The sequence below is a fragment of the Shewanella sp. 0m-6 genome (assembly GCF_052977325.1).
The window spans coordinates 198,012-217,966 of sequence record NZ_JBRIMD010000001.1 but is presented as its reverse complement, the minus strand read 5'-3'; the positions used below and the strand labels follow the sequence as shown (position 1 = coordinate 217,966).

At 45.6% G+C, this 19,955-nt stretch carries 18 protein-coding genes and 1 pseudogene; 11 read left to right on the top strand and 8 right to left on the bottom strand.

Annotation, left to right across the window (positions count from 1 at the left end; all coding sequences use genetic code 11):
* Positions 1–13 precede the first annotated feature (13 nt).
* The 4 genes from rpoH to ftsY form a co-directional block, all read right to left on the bottom strand.
* On the bottom strand, positions 14–871 hold the full coding sequence (gene rpoH, locus ACVBJC_RS00940; protein ID WP_447158955.1) for an RNA polymerase sigma factor RpoH: 858 nt from the start codon (positions 869–871) through the stop codon (positions 14–16).
* Positions 872–1,208: 337 nt separating this feature from the next.
* The gene (ftsX, locus tag ACVBJC_RS00935; RefSeq protein ID WP_447158956.1) at positions 1,209–2,174 is read right to left on the bottom strand and encodes a permease-like cell division protein FtsX; all 966 of its coding nucleotides are present in this window, start codon (positions 2,172–2,174) and stop codon (positions 1,209–1,211) included.
* A gap of 9 nt (positions 2,175–2,183) precedes the next feature.
* Positions 2,184–2,876: a cell division ATP-binding protein FtsE gene (ftsE, locus tag ACVBJC_RS00930; RefSeq protein WP_447158957.1), complete on the bottom strand. Its 693-nt coding sequence runs from the start codon at positions 2,874–2,876 to the stop codon at positions 2,184–2,186.
* Between the two features lie 71 nt (positions 2,877–2,947).
* Entirely contained in the window at positions 2,948–3,835 is an 888-nt protein-coding gene (gene ftsY, locus ACVBJC_RS00925) for a signal recognition particle-docking protein FtsY (RefSeq protein WP_447170466.1), read from the bottom strand.
* Between ftsY and ACVBJC_RS00920 the strand changes: the two genes are divergently transcribed.
* The 3 genes from ACVBJC_RS00920 (at position 3,834) to ACVBJC_RS00910 (ending at position 6,139) form a co-directional block, all read left to right on the top strand.
* On the top strand, positions 3,834–4,364 hold the full coding sequence (locus ACVBJC_RS00920; protein WP_447170476.1) for a pentapeptide repeat-containing protein: 531 nt from the start codon (positions 3,834–3,836) through the stop codon (positions 4,362–4,364). The two genes, ftsY and ACVBJC_RS00920, sit on opposite strands and share 2 nt — an antisense overlap.
* A gap of 863 nt (positions 4,365–5,227) precedes the next feature.
* Positions 5,228–5,857 (top strand): 16S rRNA (guanine(966)-N(2))-methyltransferase RsmD, encoded by a 630-nt coding sequence (gene rsmD / locus ACVBJC_RS00915; RefSeq protein WP_447158958.1) that lies wholly within the window; start codon positions 5,228–5,230, stop codon positions 5,855–5,857.
* Positions 5,858–6,139 (top strand): DUF1145 domain-containing protein, encoded by a 282-nt coding sequence (locus tag ACVBJC_RS00910; protein ID WP_447158959.1) that lies wholly within the window; start codon positions 5,858–5,860, stop codon positions 6,137–6,139.
* 513 nt (positions 6,140–6,652) lie between these two features.
* Here ACVBJC_RS00910 and ACVBJC_RS00905 read toward each other — a convergent pair.
* Positions 6,653–7,216, bottom strand: coding sequence for a NapC/NirT family cytochrome c (locus ACVBJC_RS00905; RefSeq protein ID WP_447158960.1), 564 nt, complete (start codon positions 7,214–7,216; stop codon positions 6,653–6,655).
* Positions 7,217–7,603: 387 nt separating this feature from the next.
* Here ACVBJC_RS00905 and ACVBJC_RS00900 point away from each other — a divergent pair, with 387 nt between their 5' ends.
* The 6 genes from ACVBJC_RS00900 to ACVBJC_RS00875 all read left to right on the top strand — a co-directional run bounded on the left by ACVBJC_RS00900 (position 7,604) and on the right by ACVBJC_RS00875 (position 14,880).
* A complete protein-coding gene (locus ACVBJC_RS00900; protein WP_447158961.1) occupies positions 7,604–8,077 on the top strand; it encodes a hypothetical protein in 474 nt (157 codons plus the stop codon).
* Between the two features lie 261 nt (positions 8,078–8,338).
* Positions 8,339–8,758, top strand: coding sequence for a DUF2057 family protein (locus tag ACVBJC_RS00895; RefSeq protein ID WP_447158962.1), 420 nt, complete (start codon positions 8,339–8,341; stop codon positions 8,756–8,758).
* A 117-nt stretch (positions 8,759–8,875) separates the two neighbouring features.
* Positions 8,876–9,292: a hypothetical protein gene (locus ACVBJC_RS00890; protein WP_447158963.1), complete on the top strand. Its 417-nt coding sequence runs from the start codon at positions 8,876–8,878 to the stop codon at positions 9,290–9,292.
* A 145-nt stretch (positions 9,293–9,437) separates the two neighbouring features.
* Positions 9,438–9,872 (top strand): heavy metal-binding domain-containing protein, encoded by a 435-nt coding sequence (locus tag ACVBJC_RS00885; RefSeq protein WP_447158964.1) that lies wholly within the window; start codon positions 9,438–9,440, stop codon positions 9,870–9,872.
* Positions 9,873–9,896: 24 nt separating this feature from the next.
* On the top strand, positions 9,897–11,717 hold the full coding sequence (locus ACVBJC_RS00880; RefSeq protein ID WP_447158965.1) for an efflux RND transporter periplasmic adaptor subunit: 1,821 nt from the start codon (positions 9,897–9,899) through the stop codon (positions 11,715–11,717).
* 13 nt (positions 11,718–11,730) lie between these two features.
* Positions 11,731–14,880 carry an efflux RND transporter permease subunit gene (locus ACVBJC_RS00875; protein ID WP_447158966.1) on the top strand — a complete coding sequence of 1,050 codons (3,150 nt, stop codon included), beginning with the start codon at positions 11,731–11,733 and terminating at the stop codon, positions 14,878–14,880.
* 99 nt (positions 14,881–14,979) lie between these two features.
* Here the strand turns inward: ACVBJC_RS00875 and ACVBJC_RS00870 are convergent, their stop codons facing one another.
* A complete protein-coding gene (locus ACVBJC_RS00870; protein WP_447158967.1) occupies positions 14,980–15,762 on the bottom strand; it encodes a VOC family protein in 783 nt (260 codons plus the stop codon).
* 190 nt (positions 15,763–15,952) lie between these two features.
* Here ACVBJC_RS00870 and ACVBJC_RS00865 point away from each other — a divergent pair, with 190 nt between their 5' ends.
* On the top strand, positions 15,953–17,113 hold the full coding sequence (locus ACVBJC_RS00865) for a GGDEF domain-containing protein (RefSeq protein ID WP_447158968.1): 1,161 nt from the start codon (positions 15,953–15,955) through the stop codon (positions 17,111–17,113).
* A gap of 68 nt (positions 17,114–17,181) precedes the next feature.
* Here the strand turns inward: ACVBJC_RS00865 and ACVBJC_RS00860 are convergent, their stop codons facing one another.
* Together ACVBJC_RS00860 and ACVBJC_RS00855 are read right to left on the bottom strand one after the other, a co-directional pair.
* Positions 17,182–18,405, bottom strand: a complete 1,224-nt coding sequence (locus tag ACVBJC_RS00860; RefSeq protein ID WP_447158969.1) for an HlyD family secretion protein — start codon at positions 18,403–18,405, stop codon at positions 17,182–17,184.
* Positions 18,398–18,744, bottom strand: a pseudogene (locus ACVBJC_RS00855) (MFS transporter). The gene ACVBJC_RS00860 and the pseudogene ACVBJC_RS00855 overlap by 8 nt, the downstream one beginning before the upstream one ends.
* Before the next feature lie 134 nt (positions 18,745–18,878).
* Between ACVBJC_RS00855 and ACVBJC_RS00850 the strand changes: the two are divergent.
* Positions 18,879–19,901, top strand: a complete 1,023-nt coding sequence (locus tag ACVBJC_RS00850; protein WP_447158970.1) for an AraC family transcriptional regulator ligand-binding domain-containing protein — start codon at positions 18,879–18,881, stop codon at positions 19,899–19,901.
* The last annotated feature ends 54 nt before the right edge of the window (positions 19,902–19,955 follow it).

Here is a 19,955-nt window from a genome sequence, read left to right as displayed (position 1 = left end):
ACTAATAATGGAATTAAACTTCCATACAGCCTTTAAGCTTGTTCATTGCATTCTTTTCCAACTGCCTGATACGTTCAGCAGACACTTGGTAAGTCGATGCTAAATCTTGCAATGTGGTCTTGTTTTCATCTAACCAACGCGCTTGAAGAATATGTTGGCTACGCTCATCAAGTGTCTTGATGGCCGATAGCAAACGCGCTTGATTATTCTGCTCCCAGTTGTCTGTTTCAACTTGAGACGCTAAATCTGATGAATGATCTTCAAGGTAATGCATAGGAGCATAATCTTGTTCGTCATCGTTATCGCTAGCCAGATCAAATGCAGGATCTTGCGCTGCCATGCGTGATTCCATTTCGGTCACGTCGGCTTTTGATACACCTAGATTTTCAGCCACCATGCCCACTTCGCTATCACTAAACCAACCTAAACGCTTTTTAGCTTTACGAAGATTAAAGAACAACTTGCGTTGTGCTTTAGTGGTGGCCACTTTTACGATGCGCCAGTTTTTAAGCACATACTCATGAATTTCAGCTTTAATCCAATGCACGGCAAACGATACCAAGCGTACGCCCACATCTGGGTCGAAACGCTTAACCGCTTTCATCAGGCCGATATTGCCTTCTTGAATCAAATCAGCCTGTGGTAACCCGTAGCCTGAGTAACCTTTTGCAACGTGTACTACAAAACGTAAGTGCGACATAATTAACTGCTTCGCAGCCTGCAAATCACCCGTTTCTTGCAGACGCTTCGCTAGCTCATATTCTTTATCAGCTTCCAACATCGGGATGTTGTGTGCTGAATGAACATAAGACTCGAGGCTTCCACTACTCTGGGGAATCATCAGTGCCATTGATTGCGTTTGTTCTGTCATTTACGCTCCTGCGACTTGCTTACAAAGGTCTTGCTAAAATCTACTTTCGAGCCGCTCATTACTGAAACGGACTGTGAACTATCGACTAATTGACAAAATATGTCAACCATCGGCGTTATCTAATATGTACGCTTATGTATCACTTATATAGTAGGTATAGAGTGAGCATACTGACTCACAAAAACCGCTTATCATACCAGTCTAGTACCCAAGCTAAATGCCATACTTAAATTCGCCAACAAAATATTACACCTAGCTATCGTTAACGCAAATGAAAAAAAGTTCATCATTTAGCCTGAGCTTTTGTTGGCTAGTTGTCAGTTAGAATAGTCTTTTATTATGACGGTTCTATTGCTCTGAGATGCTGACGCACAGAAAGATAGGAACCTAACCACCCCAAAAACGAAGCGAGTAAGACTAATTGCCCAAGTTCAGCAAAGGTGAGAGATTCCATGTGCAACGTACTGCCATATAAACCCAACAATTCCGCTAGCGCTGAGTCCAGATACCAAACCAATAAGTTAATGATAATCCACGCTAACACACCACCTATTACGCCATACCAGATCCCGGTATAAAGGAAAGGTCGCTGAATAAAGGCTTCGGTTGCACCAACCAGTTTCATCACTTCAATTTCAGTACGGCGGTTCATAATCGCTAAGCGAATCGTATTACCAATGACCAATACCACGGCTAATACTAGAAGTGCTGCGATGGCTAGTACAGTGCGCTCTAATAATTTAACGACCGCTTGCAGGCGTTCTAGCCACTCGATATCTAATCGGCCAAAGCTCACTTCGGGCTCTTGCTCAAGCTTACGCAGTAGCTCTCTCGCACCAGCTGGGCTTGAATACTTAAGACTAGGCGTTACCATTACAACGGCCGGAAGCGGGTTTGAGTCTAAATACGACAGCGCCTCACCAAAGCCTGATAAACGCTGAAACTCTTCTAACGCCTGATCACGATCTATATAGCTGACGTTACTCACCTCTGGATAAACCTTCAGGCGGGTAATTAAACTTTGAATCACGGTTTCGCTGCGACCTTCATCAATAAATAGCGATATTTCAGCAGCGCTATTCCAGGACTCGGTAATGGTCTCTGCGTTTTTCACTAATACCTGTAGTGCCGCGGGCAAGCTTAAACTCACCCCCAGTACTGCCATCGTCATCATGGACGATACCGGATTACGCCATAGTTCGCCAAGGCTGGCCATAGCATGTTGAATATGACGGATAAAAAACATCACGATTCTGCCGGAAATTGGCAGCTTGCTGCGGTTTATCTGAGGTTGCTGGCTCATCATTTATCCTCAGTTAGTGCCAAAGTTATCTTGAGTATTTAGCTCTTCGGCACCTAATACTCGCCCTTGCTTAAGCGTTAAGGTACGGTATTTCATTCGCGCAATTAAACCAAGATCATGGGTGGCGATAAGTACTGTGGTACCTGCATCGTTGAAGGTTTCAAATAGACGCAGGATATCCATCGATAATTTAGGATCTAAGTTACCCGTTGGCTCATCGGCTAATAATAGTGGCGGTTTGTTTACAATCGCGCGGGCAATGCCCACACGCTGCTGCTCACCGCCTGACAACATAATAGGATTATGTCGCTCTTTACCATATAAGCCGACCATATCCAGCGCTCCGGCTACTCGCTTACGAATTTCACCAATCGAAAAACCTTCAATGATCAAAGGTAAAGCCACGTTATCGAACACGCTTTTATTCATTAATAAATGATGGTTTTGAAAAATCATACCGATATCGCGGCGCAGATAAGGCACCTGCGAGCGGGTGACTTTAGCGATATCGTGGCCATTAATCGAAACGCGACCACCGTTAGCTCTTTCGATAACGGTGATCAGCTTGAGCAGCGTACTCTTACCAGCGCCTGAGTGACCCGTTAAAAAGGCCATCTCACCACGCTTTAGATGGAAACTCACATCCGATAGGGCTTTTTGCCCTCCGGGGTAAACTTTACTTACCTGCTCAAATCGAATCATTAATTAGATTTCTTATTAGTTGGTATTACCACATCGAGTATGCAGCTTAAATTATCTTCTATAAGCTAACGCTATTTAACGTCTTTGTCGTCTTTTGTTTGACTAAACAAAGCTTCAATAAAGTCTTTCGCATCGAAGGTACGTAGATCGTCGATCTGCTCACCCACACCGATATGACGAATTGGAATACCAAACTTGTCAGCGATCGCAAAAATAACGCCACCCTTTGCGGTGCCGTCTAGCTTACTGATAGTAATACCCGTTACGCCAACCGCCTCTTGGAATAACTGCGCCTGACTAATCGCGTTCTGACCCGTGCTTGCATCTAAGGTTAACATCACCTCGTGTGGCGCCGTTTCATCTTGCTTCTTCATCACTCGAACGACTTTCTTAAGCTCGTCCATCAAGTGTGCTTTATTCTGCAAACGGCCTGCAGTATCGGCTATCAATACGTCGACATTACGAGCGCGAGCCGCTTGTAATGCATCAAACAATACCGATGCACTGTCTGCACCTGTGTGCTGAGCGATAACCGGAATATTGTTGCGTTGACCCCAAACCTGTAGCTGCTCAACCGCTGCTGCGCGGAAAGTGTCACCTGCCGCTAACATGACCGACTTGCCTTGCGCTTGATATTGCTTAGCAAGCTTACCAATGGTGGTGGTTTTACCCACACCATTAACACCGACCATTAAGATCACAAATGGGCCATCGGCGTTTTCTGGCACTAATGGTACAGAAACCGGATCTAGCGTCTTTTGCATCTCTTCGCGCAGTAACTCATACAGCGCTTCGCCATCTTTTAGCTGCTTGCGACTCGCTTGCTCAGTTAAGTTCTTAATCAAGCGTGTCGTCGTTTCAACACCCACATCGGCAATCAATAACTGCTCTTCTAGCTCTTCAAAAAGATCGTCATCGATCTTCTTCCCGCTAAACAAACCAATAAAGCCGCTACCAATGCTTTCACTGGTTCGTTTTAAGCCACGCTTAAGGCGGGCAAATAAGCCTTCTTTTACTGGTTTAGCTTGCGGTTCTGGCTGCTGCTCTTCTGCCGCTTCTAGCTGTGCCGCTTGCTCTGCAGCAGTTTCAGCTTCAATACGCTCAGCTTCAATGCGTTCAGCTTCAATGCGTTCAGCTTCAATGCGCTCAGCTTCAATACGTGCAGCTTCAATACGTTCAGCTTCAATACGTTCAGCTTCAATGCGCTCAGCTTCAATACGTTCAGCTTCAATGCGTGTAGCTTCAATGCGTTCAGCTTCAATACGCTCAGCTTCAATGCGTGCAGCTTCAATGCGTTCAGCTTCAATGCGCTCGGCTTCAATGCGTGCAGCTTCAATGCGTGCAGCTTCAATACGTTCAGCTTCAATGCGCTCAGCTTCAATGCGTGCAGCTTCAATGCGTTCAGCTTCAATGCGTTCAGCTTCAATGCGTTCAGCTTCAATGCGTGCAGCTTCAGCTTGTGCGACTTGCTCTGCAGCAACTCTTTGAACTTCAGCTTCTGCCACGGCGGCATTTTCAGCCGCAATACGGGCAGTCTCAGCTTGAGCCACTTGCTCTGCAGCAACTCTTTGCGCTTCAGCTTCTGCCACGGCGGCATTTTCAGCCGCAATACGTGCTGACTCAGCTTGAGCCACTTGCTCTGCAGCAACTCTTTGAGCTTCAGCTTCTGCCACGGCGGCATTTTCAGCCGCAATACGGGCAGTCTCAGCTTGAGCCACTTGCTCTGCAGCAACTCTTTGAACTTCAGCTTCTGCCACGGCGGCATTTTCAGCCGCAATACGTGCAGTCTCAGCTTGAGCCACTTGCTCTGCAGCAACTCTTTGAGCTTCAGCTTCTGCCACGGCGGCATTTTCAGCCGCAATACGTGCTGACTCAGCTTGAGCCACTTGCTCTGCTGCAATACGTTCAGCTTCTGCCTGCTCTGCAGCTAGGCGAGCCTCTTCTGCAACTCTTTGCGCTTCAGCTTGTTCGGCAGCAAGACGCTCAGCTTCAACTCTTGCTAACTCAAGTTTTTCAGCTTCTTCTAATTCAAGCTTTTCAGCTTCTAATTTCGCCGCTTCTACAGCCTGCGCTTCTTCTTTAGACTTATCCTTGCGGAACCAGGAAAAAAAACCTTTCTTTGCCATGTGTTATACCGGTGCTCAAATAGCTGTACATAAATGCATTAGGGTGGAGGACGTTATATCAAAAATCAGCTTAGATTACGCAGATAAAAGCAGCAAAACCGCCATTCATACGGATTCTAACAACGGCTTTTTACCTTTTAGCTGTGCTTTGATATAAAATAACGACCTGAATTCAGACGGCATAGTCTACCACTTTCTTTCATTAGGCAAAATCACGAGGACACCATGGTCAAAAAAAGACCTTCTAGCGGTCAAGTTAGGATTATTTCAGGCCAGTGGCGCTCTCGAAAGTTGCCCATTCATGACCTTGAAGGGCTACGCCCAACCACAGATCGCGTTAGAGAAACCCTATTTAACTGGATTGCTAACGATATTCGCGGTGCACGCGTACTCGACTGCTTTGCAGGGAGTGGCGCACTGAGCCTTGAATCACTGTCGCGATACGCAAGTTACGCGAAGATTTTTGAGCTACAAGCCCAGGCTGCGAAACAGCTCGTGGCCAACTTAGCCACGCTCAAGTGCGATAACGCAGATGTGATTAAAGGTGATAGCTTAGCCTTGCTGGCGAATAAACCTAGCGAAGGATTCGATCTGGTTTTTATCGACCCACCTTTTAGAAAGTCACTCGCCGAGAAGAGTATTACGCTTATCGAGCAGCACGAATGGCTTAATGACAATGCACAGATCTACGTAGAAACAGAGAGTGAAATCGCGATGTTAACCGTACCCGCGAGCTGGAGTTTGCTAAAAGAGAAAAAAGCAGGCCAAGTGATCTATCGTTTGTATCAATACTCTGCAGTAGCACTTGAAGAAGAAATTGATAATTCAAATAACGATGCACAGGAAACGAACTAAATGAAAGTTATGTTAATTCTAGGGAAAATCGTCACCGCATTTGCTTGGTTGATGATGCTATATAACATAGCTTTCCCCTTTGAAGGTGGCATTGCAGTGGCTCTTAATATTCTGTTTGTAATGACAATATTGATGCACTGCTTTCAAACCTTCATTTTCCACAGTTTATTTAGCCAACTTTTAACACTAAGAAAAAGCGATTATCTGCAGGTATTCCTATTCGGTGTATTTAGCTTACTGCAATACCGCAAACAAGTGTTAGATAAGCAGGTTAAAGCCTAGGTTCTAGGTTCTAGGTTCTAGGTTCTAGGTTCTAGGTTCTAGGTTCTAGGTTCTAGGTTCTAGGTTCTAGCAACAGTCGAAACAACACAGGCAAAACGGCATCAGCTTTTTTGCCTTTTCCGTCTTTTCCGTCAGCATAGCGTTCCGTAAGTGACGCAGTCACGTTCCCTAGGCCGCTGGCCGATCGTCTAAGCCTTTCCTAGGACCTTTCTTCGCTTTGCATTTGTAGGTCGGCATTTATGCCGTCAGCTCGTAATGAACGGTTCGAGTAATAAATGATTAACGTATTGATGGATCAAAGCCCAACCTGCAGAAAAATCCTAGCCCGCAACTCAATAAAGGCAAACCATCTCAGGCTTATCTAGCTTTTCCGTCTTAGCTTTCCCTAGGGTCTTTATCTGCTTTTCCTAGCGCCTTGTTAGATTTTAAAAACAAAAAAGCCCCAATTAAGGGGCTTTTAGCGATTAACTTGAAGAGTTAGCAGGCTTAGCTAACTCTAGGTTTGCTGGCGTATTATCCCTTAGGATAAACGTGAGCAACACCTTTGTGACAGTCTACACAAGTCTTACGCTTGTCTTCAGCTTTCTTGAAGTTGTTAGCGTGCATTCTCTTCGCCATCTTGCTCATAGCTTCAGGCTGGTCCTCGTAGATACGAGTGTGACAGTGTCTACAGTTAGCAGAGTCATTGCCTTTGAAATACTTAAGCGCTAGGTCAGCCTGCTCTTTACGGTTTGCATCCAACCACTCTTGAGTGTTGAAACCGTCAATCGTTAGGTAACCGTATAGATCTTTAGATACGATGATCTTCTTCACTAGGTACTTAACTGGGTTGTGTGGAAGGTGACAATCTTGACATTGTACCGTAACACCCGCGCTATTACCGCCGTGAGGTGAAGCAAGAACTTCTGCTTTCAACGAATGGTTGCTGTGACAGCTCATACAGAATTCATCTGTACTTGTAGCATGTAACGTTTGCTGTGTAGCAAAATAGCCTACAACACCGACAACTACACCGATAACTAGCAAGGCTAGAATCGAATATTTTGCGCTAGGTTTAAATAGTGCTCGCCAGTTCATCACTCTTCTCCGAATATTTAATTTTTATATCGATGTAAGTTAACTTCATCGCTATTTATGCCTTCCAGTATAAACTAGATCCTACTCATTGATCTGGAACTAAAAGTGCAAAATGAGACATGGCTCTAACTCTGTTTTCTGAGCCCTCAATTGCTCACATTATATGCACATTTACTAAAGCTACTCTAAAGCCTTGATTGCCGCAAGGTTAATAGGCTATCAAGCTGATATTTGAGCAGTATAAATTCTTTAGTTTGAAAATCTTTTAGATGTAAAAGGAGGCATGCCATACATCTAAAATCAAAAAAATTATGAATAATGAAACTTTATCTATAAAACCTAGGTCTTCTAATTACATCAACTTGATTTGGTCACATTAAGGTTAGCATGCGTAAGCAAATTGTATATTTAGCATTTTTCATCTCACTGGTAGGGCAGTTTATCTTGTCTCCAGCGATGGCGATGCCAAAATTTTTGCATGCTAGCTCACACGTCTATCAACCACACGTCTCCGAAAATAATCAGCCCCAAGCTTCACTCATACCCACAGCAGTACTCATAGCTGAAAGTTTTCGACTGCCCCATATTGCGGACTCGCAGATTAGCTGTGATTCAACAGCACCAAATTTAGACCTAGATGGTTTAGGCGATTTTAGCTTAGTTGAGATTGATTGTGACGCCCTATGCGAGCTGTTAGGGGCGGATAACTGTGTATCCCACTATGTATCGGCTCCAGGCATTATGGAGCAAGAACAATTTACCACTAGCGCCCAAAGTTCTACGGCCAGTGTACAAACGGTTTTTTGGTCTTTACAGACTGCTGAGTTGTCGCCCATCAATTCCCCTCCCATCAGTCTTTAAGCTTTATCTCAACTTAATCCATATTGAGCGCCTAGCAATACAGCGCTTAGCATTACAGAAATATTGCGCCTTTGCTGTCACACATTATTGATAGCTGGCCAGTAGCGCACTGTCTCATATCATGTTGGCTTTAACTGGTAATGATTTTTAGAACGCTCATTTGAGCCAAAACAATTACCCCCTGCATCGATTGCAGAAACACTCTTTGAAGCCGAAGAGATATTCGCATTAATAACGACTTAATTTAGTTTGGAGTTTATTATGAAAAAGTTTATTGCTGTTATCGCACTATCACTCACCAGTTTCATCTCTTCTGCTGCATCGGTGTCCTTTCCTGAGTCTATAGAAGTACTCGCTGTTAACGGACTAAGTAAAGTCGATAGCCGCTACCTAGAGCTCGACAATGGTCCCAATCTGATCGAGGTTCAATATCGTGATCTTTTTGATATCAACGCCGAAGATTCTAACTGGGTTAAATCAGAGCAGCTTTATCTATACATTGATTTTAATAGCGGGGCTAATTACGAGGCGCTCACTCCGAGCATTTTGTCTGAAGCAGATGCTTATCAATTTATCGATAATCCGACCATTCAATTAACTGACAGTATGGGAGGACAGCAACAAGTCAGTCTAATGACTCATGGTCAACTTATGACAAAGTTACTACTATCAAAACAATAGGATATTCACGCTATAACTTATAGAGATGGCACATTGAACAGATAAAATTGTGAAGTTTATCAATGTGCCACATAATTCCTATGATAGACTTATCGCAACTTATTGTTTGGATACATCATGCTTAGCATATTCCGTCGACATACATTACTAGCCCTAACGCTACTCGCTTTGCTGAGTCAGCTAGTGCTATCTAATGGATCCTTGATGGTACCCAGTGCGATGGCTGGTGATATGCAAATGATGAGTATGCAAGACGGAACTGAATGTCATCAAGTTCAAATGGATGAAGGGGCTCATTGCTGCGATTCTGAAGAACAAATGCAAATGCTTCCCGGCAATTCAAAAGATTGTTGCAACGGCAATGGATCATGTCAGAGCGACTGCAACCATTGCTTGGTTATTTCAGTAACAGGTACCCTGCTTAGTGCGTCACCTTGGCCAGGTTTCACCACTTCCGAAATTGTAACGGCCACTCCAATGCCTCATTTCCACTCTATTTCATTGCCACAAGATTTAAGACCTCCAATCGCTTAAACAGAGGCTATACGTCTCTTCGTATACATCTGTTCGCGGATCAGAAACCGTTATTAATCTTAATCAGCAATTATTTTAGCCGTTAATTGTTCTGTTGCTTATGCTAAGCACAGCCATTCGGCCATCTCTATGATGGAGTAGAATTATGAAAACCCTTATAAGTTTAGCCTTATCTGCCTTGTTAATGTTGTCTTGGACAGGCACTGCGTCAGCAAATGAGCATCATCACGGTGCACATAAAAACCAACATGCAGTACAAAACCAAGCTTATGCTTGCCCAATGCACCCAGAAGTAACTGGTACGAAAGGTGATTCTTGCCCTAAGTGCGGTATGGATTTAGAAGTCACAAAAACGGCAGCTAAAGCCCATAACCAAAACTGTGATTCTTGCCCTAATAAAGAGTCGTGCCCTAATAAAGCTAAAAAACACCAGAAACATATGAGCAAACATACCCATGCATGCCCAATGAACCCAGCTATTACAGGTCAAGCAGGCGATAGCTGCCCTAAGTGTGGTATGGATTTAGAACCTGTCGCTACTGGCGATAAAGCGACTAAATCAGCTCACACGCATCACTAATCATTAGGGTGGAGATAAGGCATTATGAGTTTATTTAAGATAAAGAAAATACGCCAAACTGCCGTTTGTGCATTAAGTCTAATGATGGCATCGACCCCACTCATCGGATTTAGCCAAACAGCAGAAACAGCCAATAGACAACACACTCAAGCTCACCAGCATGAGTCTAATCAAGATGGAGCAGAGTATTACTGCCCCATGCACCCAGAGGTGACCAGCCATGAGCCCGGTCGCTGCCCAGAATGCAAAATGTTCCTCGTTAAAGATGAAGAGCAAAGTGACCACTTAGCTGACGGTAGCCAACATGCTAAGGCTGCAGTCGAAAACTATTACTGCCCTATGCACCCTGACGTGACCAGTCATGAGCCCGGTCGCTGCCCGGAATGCAAAATGTTCCTCGTTAAAGATGAAGAGCAAAGTGACCACTTAGCTGACGGTAGCCAACATGCTAAGGCTCCAGTCGCAAACTATTACTGCCCTATGCACCCTGACGTGACCAGCCATGAGCCCGGTCGCTGCCCAGAATGTAAAATGTTCTTGGTGAAGGAAGAGGAAGAAGAAACTCAAATAGATGAGCATGCGGGTCATAACCATGCTGCGCAGCCAGCCGAGTCGACTCCGCAATCTAACGCAGAAAAAATACTTAACCAGCCCAAGCCAACACTTATGCCTGCGGCGCAAACTAACAACGATGGCAACATCAAATATGTTTGCCCCATGCATCCCCATGTGGTTTCTGATGTACCAGGCACTTGCCCAATATGCGGTATGGATCTTGAAAAAATCACCGTCGGCGGCGTCGCTGAAGAGGTGGTTGTTGGCGTATCTGGTGGTATGCAACAAGCGCTCGGTATGCGCAGTGAGAAAGTCACTAAGGGCACACTTTGGAAACTGGTTAAAACCATTGGCACAGTTGAGTACAACGAAAACGCGATCGGCCATAGCCACACCCGCGTTAACGGCTGGATTGAAACCTTGATGGTGCACAATGTCGGTCAGCGAGTTAAAAAGGGGCAGTTACTGTACGAGCTATATTCTCCGGAATTAATCAATGCTCAAGACGATTATATGCAAGCGGTCGACTACCTTAAACACGATAAGAGTCGAGGCCAAGATCTACTGCGTAAGGCCCGTTTACGCCTGGAGTTATTAGGCGTAAGTTCCAATACGATTAAACAGCTAGAACGCACCCGTAAAACCATCTATCGCGTGCCATTTTATGCAGAGCAAGATGGCTTTATTAGCAAGTTAACCGTTCGCCATGGCATGTATGTTCAGCCCGGTGATACCTTGTTTGAAATCGTCGACTTAAGCAGTGTATGGGTCATCGCCGATGTATTTGAAAATGAGCAAAGCTGGTTAGAACAAGGCCGACCTGTGGAGGTCACCTCTGCCGCTCAAGGACTTTTCGATATCGAGTCAAACATTGACTACATCTATCCCGAACTCGACCCCGTCTCGCGGGCGATGCGAGTCAGAATAGAGTTAGACAACCCAAACAAATTACTCAAACCGGGTACCTTAGTTGACGTAAAACTCTTTGGTGGCCCAAAGCGAGAAGTGCTGTCGATCCCAACTGAAGCACTCATACTCACCGGTCGTGAAAACCGCGTGGTAGTGCAACGTGATGATAACCGCTTCGCCTCAGTTCCGGTCAAAGTGGGCATGATAGCCCAAGGCAAGGCTGAGATTATCGAAGGTCTACAGGCTGGTGATAAAGTGATTGTCTCTGGTCAATTCTTATTGGATTCTGAAGCCAGTATCCAAGGGAGTTTACAGCGCTTAAGTGGCAGCAACAGTGGCAGCGATAGCAAGGCTGCTAGCGATCCACACGCAAACCATTAATCGGAGGCTATCTATGTTAGAAAGAATTATTAGCGCCTCGATTAAACAGCGGGCGATGGTGTTAGTGCTTACTGCGGTGATAGCCTTAATCGGTTATCAAGCGATGCGCATAACACCGCTAGATGCACTACCTGACTTGTCTGATGTGCAGGTTATCGTAAAAACATCTTATCCGGGACAAGCACCACAGCTCGTTGAAGATCAGATCACTTACCCGTTATCGACAGCCATGCTGGCGGTACCGGGCGCGAAAACCGTTCGCGGCTTTTCCATGTTTGGTGACTCCTACGTCTATATCATTTTTGAAGATGGTACCGACATCTATTGGGCGCGCTCGCGGGTTTTAGAATACCTATCACAGACCCAAGGACAGCTGCCAGATAGCGTTACACCAACCTTAGGGCCCGATGCTTCAGGTGTCGGCTGGGTGTTCCAATACGCCTTGGTTGACCGTAAAGGCAAACACGACTTAGCCCAGCTGCGATCCTTGCAGGATTGGTTTTTAAAGTTAGAGCTGCAAAGCGTGGCTGGCGTATCAGAAGTGGCCACGATTGGTGGCATGGAGCAGTCCTATCAGATCATTGTCGACCCACATAAATTAGCCCTGTATCAAATTGATTTAATGACGGTAAAAAATGCCCTCGATAACTCCAATAGCTCCACTGGTGGCTCTGTTATCGAAATGGCTGAAGCCGAATACATGATCACCTCATCGGGTTACCGCCAAACCTTGGCAGATTTTGAGGAGATCCCACTAGGGATCGTGTCAGAATCAGGCACACCCGTACTGATGAAAGACGTGGCGCAGCTGCGCACCGGTCCTGCTGCACGTCGCGGTATTGCCGAGCTTAACGGTGAAGGCGAAGTCGTGGGGGGCATTGTGGTAATGCGTTACGGCGAAAATGCCCTCGCGACCATCAATAATGTTAAAAACAAGCTCAAAGAAGTAGAGAACGGACTCCCCGATGGCGTTGAGTTAGTGATCACTTACGATCGTTCTGAACTCATTCTCAACTCGGTCGATAACCTCATGCACAAGGTGCTAGAGGAGATGCTCGTTGTCGGTGTCATCTGCTTGATCTTCTTACTGCATGCTCGCTCGACCTTAGTGGCGATAATCTCACTACCCATATCGATTCTAATCAGCTTTATCGTGATGAATATTATTGGCGTTAACGCCAACATCATGAGTTTAGGCGGTATCGCCATCGCTATCGGCGCCGTGGTAGATGCTGCCATCGTCATGGTCGAAAACACTCATAAACATCTGGAGCACTATCGAGAAAAGCATAACGGTGCAACGCCCACAGGTGAGGCTCACTGGGAGTTAGTGCGCAAAGCCTCGGTGGAGGTTGGCCCGGCACTGTTTTTTAGTCTACTGATCATTACCTTAAGCTTTGTTCCGGTATTTGCCCTGGAAGCGCAAGAAGGTCGCTTATTCCACCCGCTAGCCTTTACTAAGACGTTTGCTATGGCTGCGAGTGCGATATTGGCGATTACCTTAATTCCGGTATTGATGGGCTATTTCGTTCGCGGAAAAATTCCCGATGAACGTAAAAACCCGATCAGTCGATTCCTCATTGCGATTTATGAGCCCGCGTTACGCTTGGTGTTACGCTTTCCTAAAGTCACCATTTTGCTAGCGATGCTCGCCTTAGCAAGCGCTGCCTATCCGATGAGTAAAATGGGCAGTGAGTTTATGCCAGAGCTTGAAGAGGGTGATTTGCTCTACATGCCAACAACCCTACCCAGTGTCAGTGCTGGTAAGGCAGCAGAGATCTTGCAGCAAACCGATAGACTGATTAAGACCGTACCCGAAGTGAAGCGAGTATTTGGTAAAGTGGGACGCGCCATGACAGCAACGGATCCAGCCCCTTTAACCATGCTTGAAACCACCATCATGCTTAATCCTCGTGATACTTGGCGTGATGGTATGACCCTTGAAGGGATCATTGCTGAACTCCAAAAAACGGTGAAAGTGCCGGGAATGACCAATGCCTGGGTACAGCCAATCAAGACCCGTATCGATATGCTTTCAACCGGTGTGCGAACGCCTGTGGGCATAAAGATATCTGGCGCAGATATCGATGAGCTGCAGCGCATTGGTACTGAGATTGAAGCGGTAGTCAGTCAATTGCCTGGCACTGCATCGGCATTTGCTCAGCGCACCAGTGGTGGTCGTTATATTGATATAGAGCCCGATCTAAAAAATGCAGCGCGTTACGGAATGACCTTAAAAGACATTCAAGACGTAGTGCAGATGGCCATTGGCGGTATGCAAGTCGGTCAATCGATTCAAGGCCAAGAGCGCTACCCTATCAATATCCGCTATCCAAGGGAGCTACGCGATAGCATTGAAAAGCTCGAAGACCTGCCTGTATTAACCAAAACAGGTAAGTACTTACCACTGGGCAACCTTGCTAGTATCACCATTAGCGACGGTGCGCCTATGCTTGCCAGTGAAAACGGCCGCTTAATTAGCTGGGTATTTGTCGATTTGAAAGATATCTCTATCGGCGAATACATAACAACAGCAAGGGCCGCACTGGATGAGCAGATAAGCTTACCACCGCGTTATAGCTATAGCTTTGCTGGCCAATATGAATATATGCAACGCGTTGAAGCCAAGATGCAACTCGTGGTGCCGCTGATGTTAGCGGTCATATTTATGTTATTGATGATGACCTTTAGCTCATTTACTCAAGCTTCGGTGATCATGTTAAGCCTTCCGTTCTCACTCGTAGGTAGTGCATGGTTATTATACTTTTTGAACTTTAACTTCTCTGTCGCTGTATCGGTGGGAATGATCGCGCTTGCTGGTGTTGCTGCCGAGTTTGGCGTGGTGATGCAGGTGTATTTAAATAACAGCATCAAGGATCGTAAAGAGGCTGGGCAATACAATAAGCGCAGTGACTTATGCGAGGCGCTTATTCATGGTGCGGTCATGCGTATTCGCCCTAAAGCGATGACAGTAGCCACAATCTTCTTTGGATTGCTGCCCATCATGTGGGGCAGTGGTACGGGGAACGAAGTGATGCAAAAAATTGCCGCGCCTATGGTTGGCGGTATGGTTACCGCCCCCTTGCTGTCGCTGTTTGTTATCCCTGCGATCTACTTACTGGTGTACGGCCGCTCTTTAGCTAAAGACCAAACTAACGAATAAGTTAAAGAGTTAGGGAGCCATACATAAACAGGGTAGCAAATTGCTACCCTGTTACTTTTAGTTGCTGCTGATTGCTGTTAGTTATTTTAGTTATTAATGCTAATTTCCCATTCGCAGTTCAATAATCGAAAAAAAACCACCGCTTGGATCGTTAATCACAGCAAAACGACCCACATTAGCAATATCGGTTGGTGCCACGCAGACTTTACCGCCGAGTTGCTCGACTTTGGCGGCTTTGTCATCACAGCTATCAACGGTGAAGTACAACATCCAATGGGCGGGCATGTCCCCCCACTGTGCAGTCATCGCCATCATGCCGCCCACATCTTGGGCGCCGACTTGCCACTCGGTATAGTCCATGCCTTCCATATTTTCCGTTCTGGAACCCCAGCCAAAAATATGCGGATAAAACTTTTTAGCTAGCTCAGGATCGCGACAAGCAAGCTCGACCCAGCACAAGGTATTAGGCTCTGCCGCTCGCTTGGCGCCGATATGATTTTTAGCTTGCCAAATAGCAAACCTTGCACCTTCTGGATCTTGAATGATTGCCATACGCCCGGCTTCGCCCACATCATGGGGACCAATAATCAAGGTGCCACCTGCCCCAGCAACATCAACGAGGGTAGAGTCGAGATTTTCAACCGCAAAGTACACAGTCCATTGTGTTGTATCACCGTTAGCAATCATCTCTTCGGGCAACTGGTACATGGCGCCAATATCATCGCCATCGATTGCCAACATGCTATAAGTACCTTGTGGAATGGGCATATCGATAATTTCCCAGCCAAATAGACCGCTATAAAACGACTTGCTGCTATTGATATCCAAAGAGGCTAACTCAACCCAACAGGGCTGCCCTTGAAAATACTGGTCAACGTTCATCACTTTTGTCCTTCTTAGCTCAATCCTTTGAGTTAAGACCGATTTTGCCAGGCTGTCCAACTAACGGCACTAATTAGCGAGTAACGACGACATTACATAGGGGAATGAAACTCAAGTTTTAATGGATCAACTATAATCTAGATCCCGTCATTATCATGGAGGATTGGCAGTGCTAGTATTAGAGCGGAGCTTGCGCTATCTCCTCGTCCCAATTGTCATCACTTTTCTCTATATAGTGGTCACACAGCAATTAGCCTTCGTATGGCAAGAGTGGTTACCCAGAGCCAACGAACTGCCCTATTATTTGCTGTGTATTTCTGCGCTGCTAGCACTGCAGTTTAATTGCTGCCGTCTCAGCTATCTGTCTTTACTGCTACTGATTTACTACTCTATTGAGTCAAACGCCTCATGGAGCCCCGAACTTGCGCTGCTTAATCGACAACAAACCCTCCTTGTTGGTACTTTAATTATTACGTTTTTCGCTATCATTAAGGACAAACCACTATTTTCATTATATTTTTTTAAAGTAGTTCTTGGGGTTGGACTATGTTTTATTTTAACCCTGGCATGGAGTGCGATTATCACTTCTCTAGGCTCTTTCAGTACTAAGCCACTGGTTAACATACTTATGTCTGCCTATCTCCCCATCGGGATCGCATGCCTAGTGCTTTCTGTTTTCACCGTTTGGCGTGCGACTGGCGTCGATTCGGCCATTATGGTCACGCTATTTATCTGGTTGTTTCACTTCTACTTACCCAATGAACTCCCGCTGTCCATCCTGCTATCCATATTGGCCATCACATACTTAATCTCCCTCCTGGTTAGGAGTTATGATTTGGTTTATCGGGATGAGTTAACCGGGGTGGGCTCCCGTCGAGCACTTAATACGATGGCGGCATCACTGAGTAAACATTACAGCCTCGCCATGGTCGATATTGATCACTTTAAAAAATTTAATGACACCTATGGCCATGATGTCGGTGATCAAGTATTGCGCTTGGTCGCAATGAAACTGAGCCAGGTAAAAGGAGGCGGTAAAGTCTTTCGCTATGGCGGAGAGGAGTTCACCATTGTTTTTGCCAATAAAGATATCGAACTCGTATTGCCTCATTTAGAAGCTATCAAGCAAAAAATCAGTCACTACAATATTGTACTGCGGAATCATAAACGTAAGACCAAGACAAAATCAGATAGGGAAACCAATAACAATCAACATCCTGTAGTGAATATAACCGTCTCTATTGGGGTTGCCCAGCAGTGTGGCGACACCTCATTTGAGCTCACCTTAAAGCAAGCTGATACTGCACTTTATAAAGCGAAAAATAATGGTCGTAATCAGGTATTTACTTAACCATATATTTTCGATATCAGCATAACCCCAAGCCGATGACTTGGGGTTAAACCGAATTGATATGCAAGTTAAATAGAGTAGAAGTAGTAGATTTGTGACTTCATTCTTATCACGATACCGCGGATAACATCTAAAAAGGCTAAGAACTCTATCGGTTTCGTACCAGAGATCCACGCCAAGCCCACCGAACCAACGGGGATATCGTAATCTCCTGTTTCGGTCAGTTTGAGTCTGACAAAGTGATGCTTATTATTTAGGTTTTGCCCTGTGGTTTGCCTAACATTGTCATCTAAAGCAACCAAACGACCTTGGGCTTCCCCTGTCGCCTCTACAATGCCCTCGACTTCGGCGCTAAATATCTTGCCTGGGTAAACCGCTGAAGCAAACTCAGCGAGCTGACCAACTTTAACATTACGAATAGCCTGATGATTTACCCGCATCAACACATACTTTTCATTAGTGTACATCTGCATACGTGGTGCGACACCAATGTACTGGCCCTCACGCATAATAAAGTTAGTCACGTAACCATCGGCTGGAGCATAGATCTTGGTGTTATCTAGATTCCACTGCGCCTGAGCGACATATTCACTTTCACTATCTAGATCTGACTGACGGCTCAGCACTGCTAGACGAGATTTTTCGATATTTAGCAGCGCTGTATGCTCTGCCATCTGCGCCTTTTCAATTTGGGTTGCGTAAGTATTTACCTGTGCCTGAGCCAGATCGACCGCTGTTTGTTGCTCATCCAGCAAACTCTTAGTGACGGTATCTGGTACGACTCGGTTCTGCTCAATATAGCGCGCTAAAGTTTTTTGCTTCCACGCTAAATCTTTAGTGGCTGCCTTAAGCTGATTTTTAGTGATGCTGACATCGGCAATGGCGACCTCGTGTTGCTTTAATGCCAATTTGACATCTTCTTTCGCCAGCGAAAGCCCTACGTTTGCGCTTTCTTTCGCGACTAACGCCATATTTAACCCAATTTTGTACGGCTCAGCATCTAAGTCATAGACCAGCTGCCCCTCTTTTACCTGCTGATTAGGCTGCACATAGATATTGTCAACGTTGCCTCTTATCTGCGAGTTGGCTGGGCGCAACTGAATATGGGGCGATTGCACCAAAGAACCACCCGAGAGATCCATCGGGGTATAATTGAGTAACCCCACCCATACAAACATCAGCCAGCCCGTCCCTCCTAAATAGGCAAAAGCCTTACTGTAGGTGTTCCATGGCATACCGACTAGGCGCAGTAGATAAATAAACAGTGCCCATACCGCTAATCCCTCAAGCATTCGTTTGCTCCTCTTTGGCAGTCATATCAACCTGCTCTGTCACCGATTCTTTCTCGCGCCACACATCTCTAATTCGGCGCAGCGCTTTTTCACCGTCGACAAAAGCGATGATGACCGCAATAACCCATACCCAATGCCAAATAAAACCTATCCAGGTAAGCGCGGTAATCAATCCTATTTGGTGATGTTGCTCCTATGCGCTTTATTAATTGGCATGTCATGAATTTTCCAAAATCCAAATGCAGCAGCCGCTACCGTAAGCACCATGACCACTGCAGCAACACTATGCAGCGCGGTATCAACTCCTGAATCAACGAATGGCATGCTGAACAAGCTCATAAAAAAACCTCAAAAAGTGTTTTGGCTGCGTAGTTTGCCTTTTCTTTGCCTCACCACAAGATGAAGTACACTTATATATCATTTTACGTCACTTTATGATTCAATTAGGTCATTAGTCTCCTTGGGTATTCACTATGTTGCTTAATACGGCCTTTATCCGCTCTTGCTATATCGCTTCGGTGTTAAAGGGCGTTGAGGCTCATTATGGCGTGACGCCAGCCGATTTAGGGATCCCGGCGCTGCTGCTTCAAGACAGAATGACGCTGATCCCTTTTACGCAAGTGTCGAAGTGGTTTGAACAAATAGAGAGCCTGACTGCTGAAGCGGGTTTTATGATGAAAATTCAGCAACACCTGACTTTAGAAGGGTTAGAAGTTCCCGGGAATTGGTTTTTAAGCGCCCCCGATCTTGCGATCTCATTTCGGCGTATCAACCATGGAGTTTGTTGCTTTCAGTCTGGTGCGAGCTATTACGCTCAGCAGTCGGGGAAAATTTTAAAGTGGTGTTACTGCAATCCTTTTGTCAAAGGTAAAGCCCGATCTCACGACTCTCTACGAGTGGCTTTGACCCTGTTTAACGCCATCAAAAACTATGTTGGCGATAATTATAGCCCACGTAAAGTGCGCCTGAGTGGCTCTCCAATTCAACATGCTGAGATTGAGGCGCTATTTGGTTGCCCAGTCACTTGGAACGCGCCACAAACTGAGATCTGGCTAGGCATTGATCAGCTGTTAATGTCTACCGACGACTACAGCTATATACCTGAACCTCCTACGGCGTCGATTCCGCTGTATCAGCTAGAAAACTATTTAAATATGCCTCAGCCTACAGACACGCCTAAGGTTCTCTACGAGATGGTCAATTATTCACGTTATTATGGCTTACCCAGCGTGGATACGGTGGCCAACCTTTTCAATATTTCGCGCCAACAAATGCAAAGACGATTGCAAAAACTCGGCTTCACTTTTACCTATCTATCTGGCTATATTCTGTGTAATCAGGCGATAAAATATATGCTGGAAGGCATGGATATTGCTGAGATAGCGAGCCGACTCGGTTATGCCAACACCCATAGTTTTAGCCGGTCATTCGCTCGTTTTCGCCGTCAAACACCTACCCAGTATCTGCATAAGCTAAATCTCAAGAAGAAAAGCTAAAAAGCAAAAAGCCTCTGTAACAGAGGCCTTTGATATAGGTCGATTCAATAGCAA

Excerpts from the sequence above, each read along its gene's own strand:
- rpoH (WP_447158955.1), bottom strand. The coding sequence starts at position 871 with ATGACAGAACAAACGCAATCAATGGCACTGATGATTCCCCAGAGTAGT.
- ftsX (WP_447158956.1), bottom strand. The coding sequence starts at position 2,174 with ATGAGCCAGCAACCTCAGATAAACCGCAGCAAGCTGCCAATTTCCGGC.
- ftsE (WP_447158957.1), bottom strand. The coding sequence starts at position 2,876 with ATGATTCGATTTGAGCAGGTAAGTAAAGTTTACCCCGGAGGGCAAAAA.
- ACVBJC_RS00920 (WP_447170476.1), top strand. The coding sequence starts at position 3,834 with ATGCTTTCACTGGTTCGTTTTAAGCCACGCTTAAGGCGGGCAAATAAG.
- rsmD (WP_447158958.1), top strand. The coding sequence starts at position 5,228 with ATGGTCAAAAAAAGACCTTCTAGCGGTCAAGTTAGGATTATTTCAGGC.
- ACVBJC_RS00910 (WP_447158959.1), top strand. The coding sequence starts at position 5,858 with ATGAAAGTTATGTTAATTCTAGGGAAAATCGTCACCGCATTTGCTTGG.
- ACVBJC_RS00905 (WP_447158960.1), bottom strand. The coding sequence starts at position 7,216 with ATGAACTGGCGAGCACTATTTAAACCTAGCGCAAAATATTCGATTCTA.
- ACVBJC_RS00900 (WP_447158961.1), top strand. The coding sequence starts at position 7,604 with ATGCGTAAGCAAATTGTATATTTAGCATTTTTCATCTCACTGGTAGGG.
- ACVBJC_RS00895 (WP_447158962.1), top strand. The coding sequence starts at position 8,339 with ATGAAAAAGTTTATTGCTGTTATCGCACTATCACTCACCAGTTTCATC.
- ACVBJC_RS00890 (WP_447158963.1), top strand. The coding sequence starts at position 8,876 with ATGCTTAGCATATTCCGTCGACATACATTACTAGCCCTAACGCTACTC.
- ACVBJC_RS00885 (WP_447158964.1), top strand. The coding sequence starts at position 9,438 with ATGAAAACCCTTATAAGTTTAGCCTTATCTGCCTTGTTAATGTTGTCT.
- ACVBJC_RS00880 (WP_447158965.1), top strand. The coding sequence starts at position 9,897 with ATGAGTTTATTTAAGATAAAGAAAATACGCCAAACTGCCGTTTGTGCA.
- ACVBJC_RS00875 (WP_447158966.1), top strand. The coding sequence starts at position 11,731 with ATGTTAGAAAGAATTATTAGCGCCTCGATTAAACAGCGGGCGATGGTG.
- ACVBJC_RS00870 (WP_447158967.1), bottom strand. The coding sequence starts at position 15,762 with ATGAACGTTGACCAGTATTTTCAAGGGCAGCCCTGTTGGGTTGAGTTA.
- ACVBJC_RS00860 (WP_447158969.1), bottom strand. The coding sequence starts at position 18,405 with ATGCTTGAGGGATTAGCGGTATGGGCACTGTTTATTTATCTACTGCGC.
- ACVBJC_RS00850 (WP_447158970.1), top strand. The coding sequence starts at position 18,879 with ATGTTGCTTAATACGGCCTTTATCCGCTCTTGCTATATCGCTTCGGTG.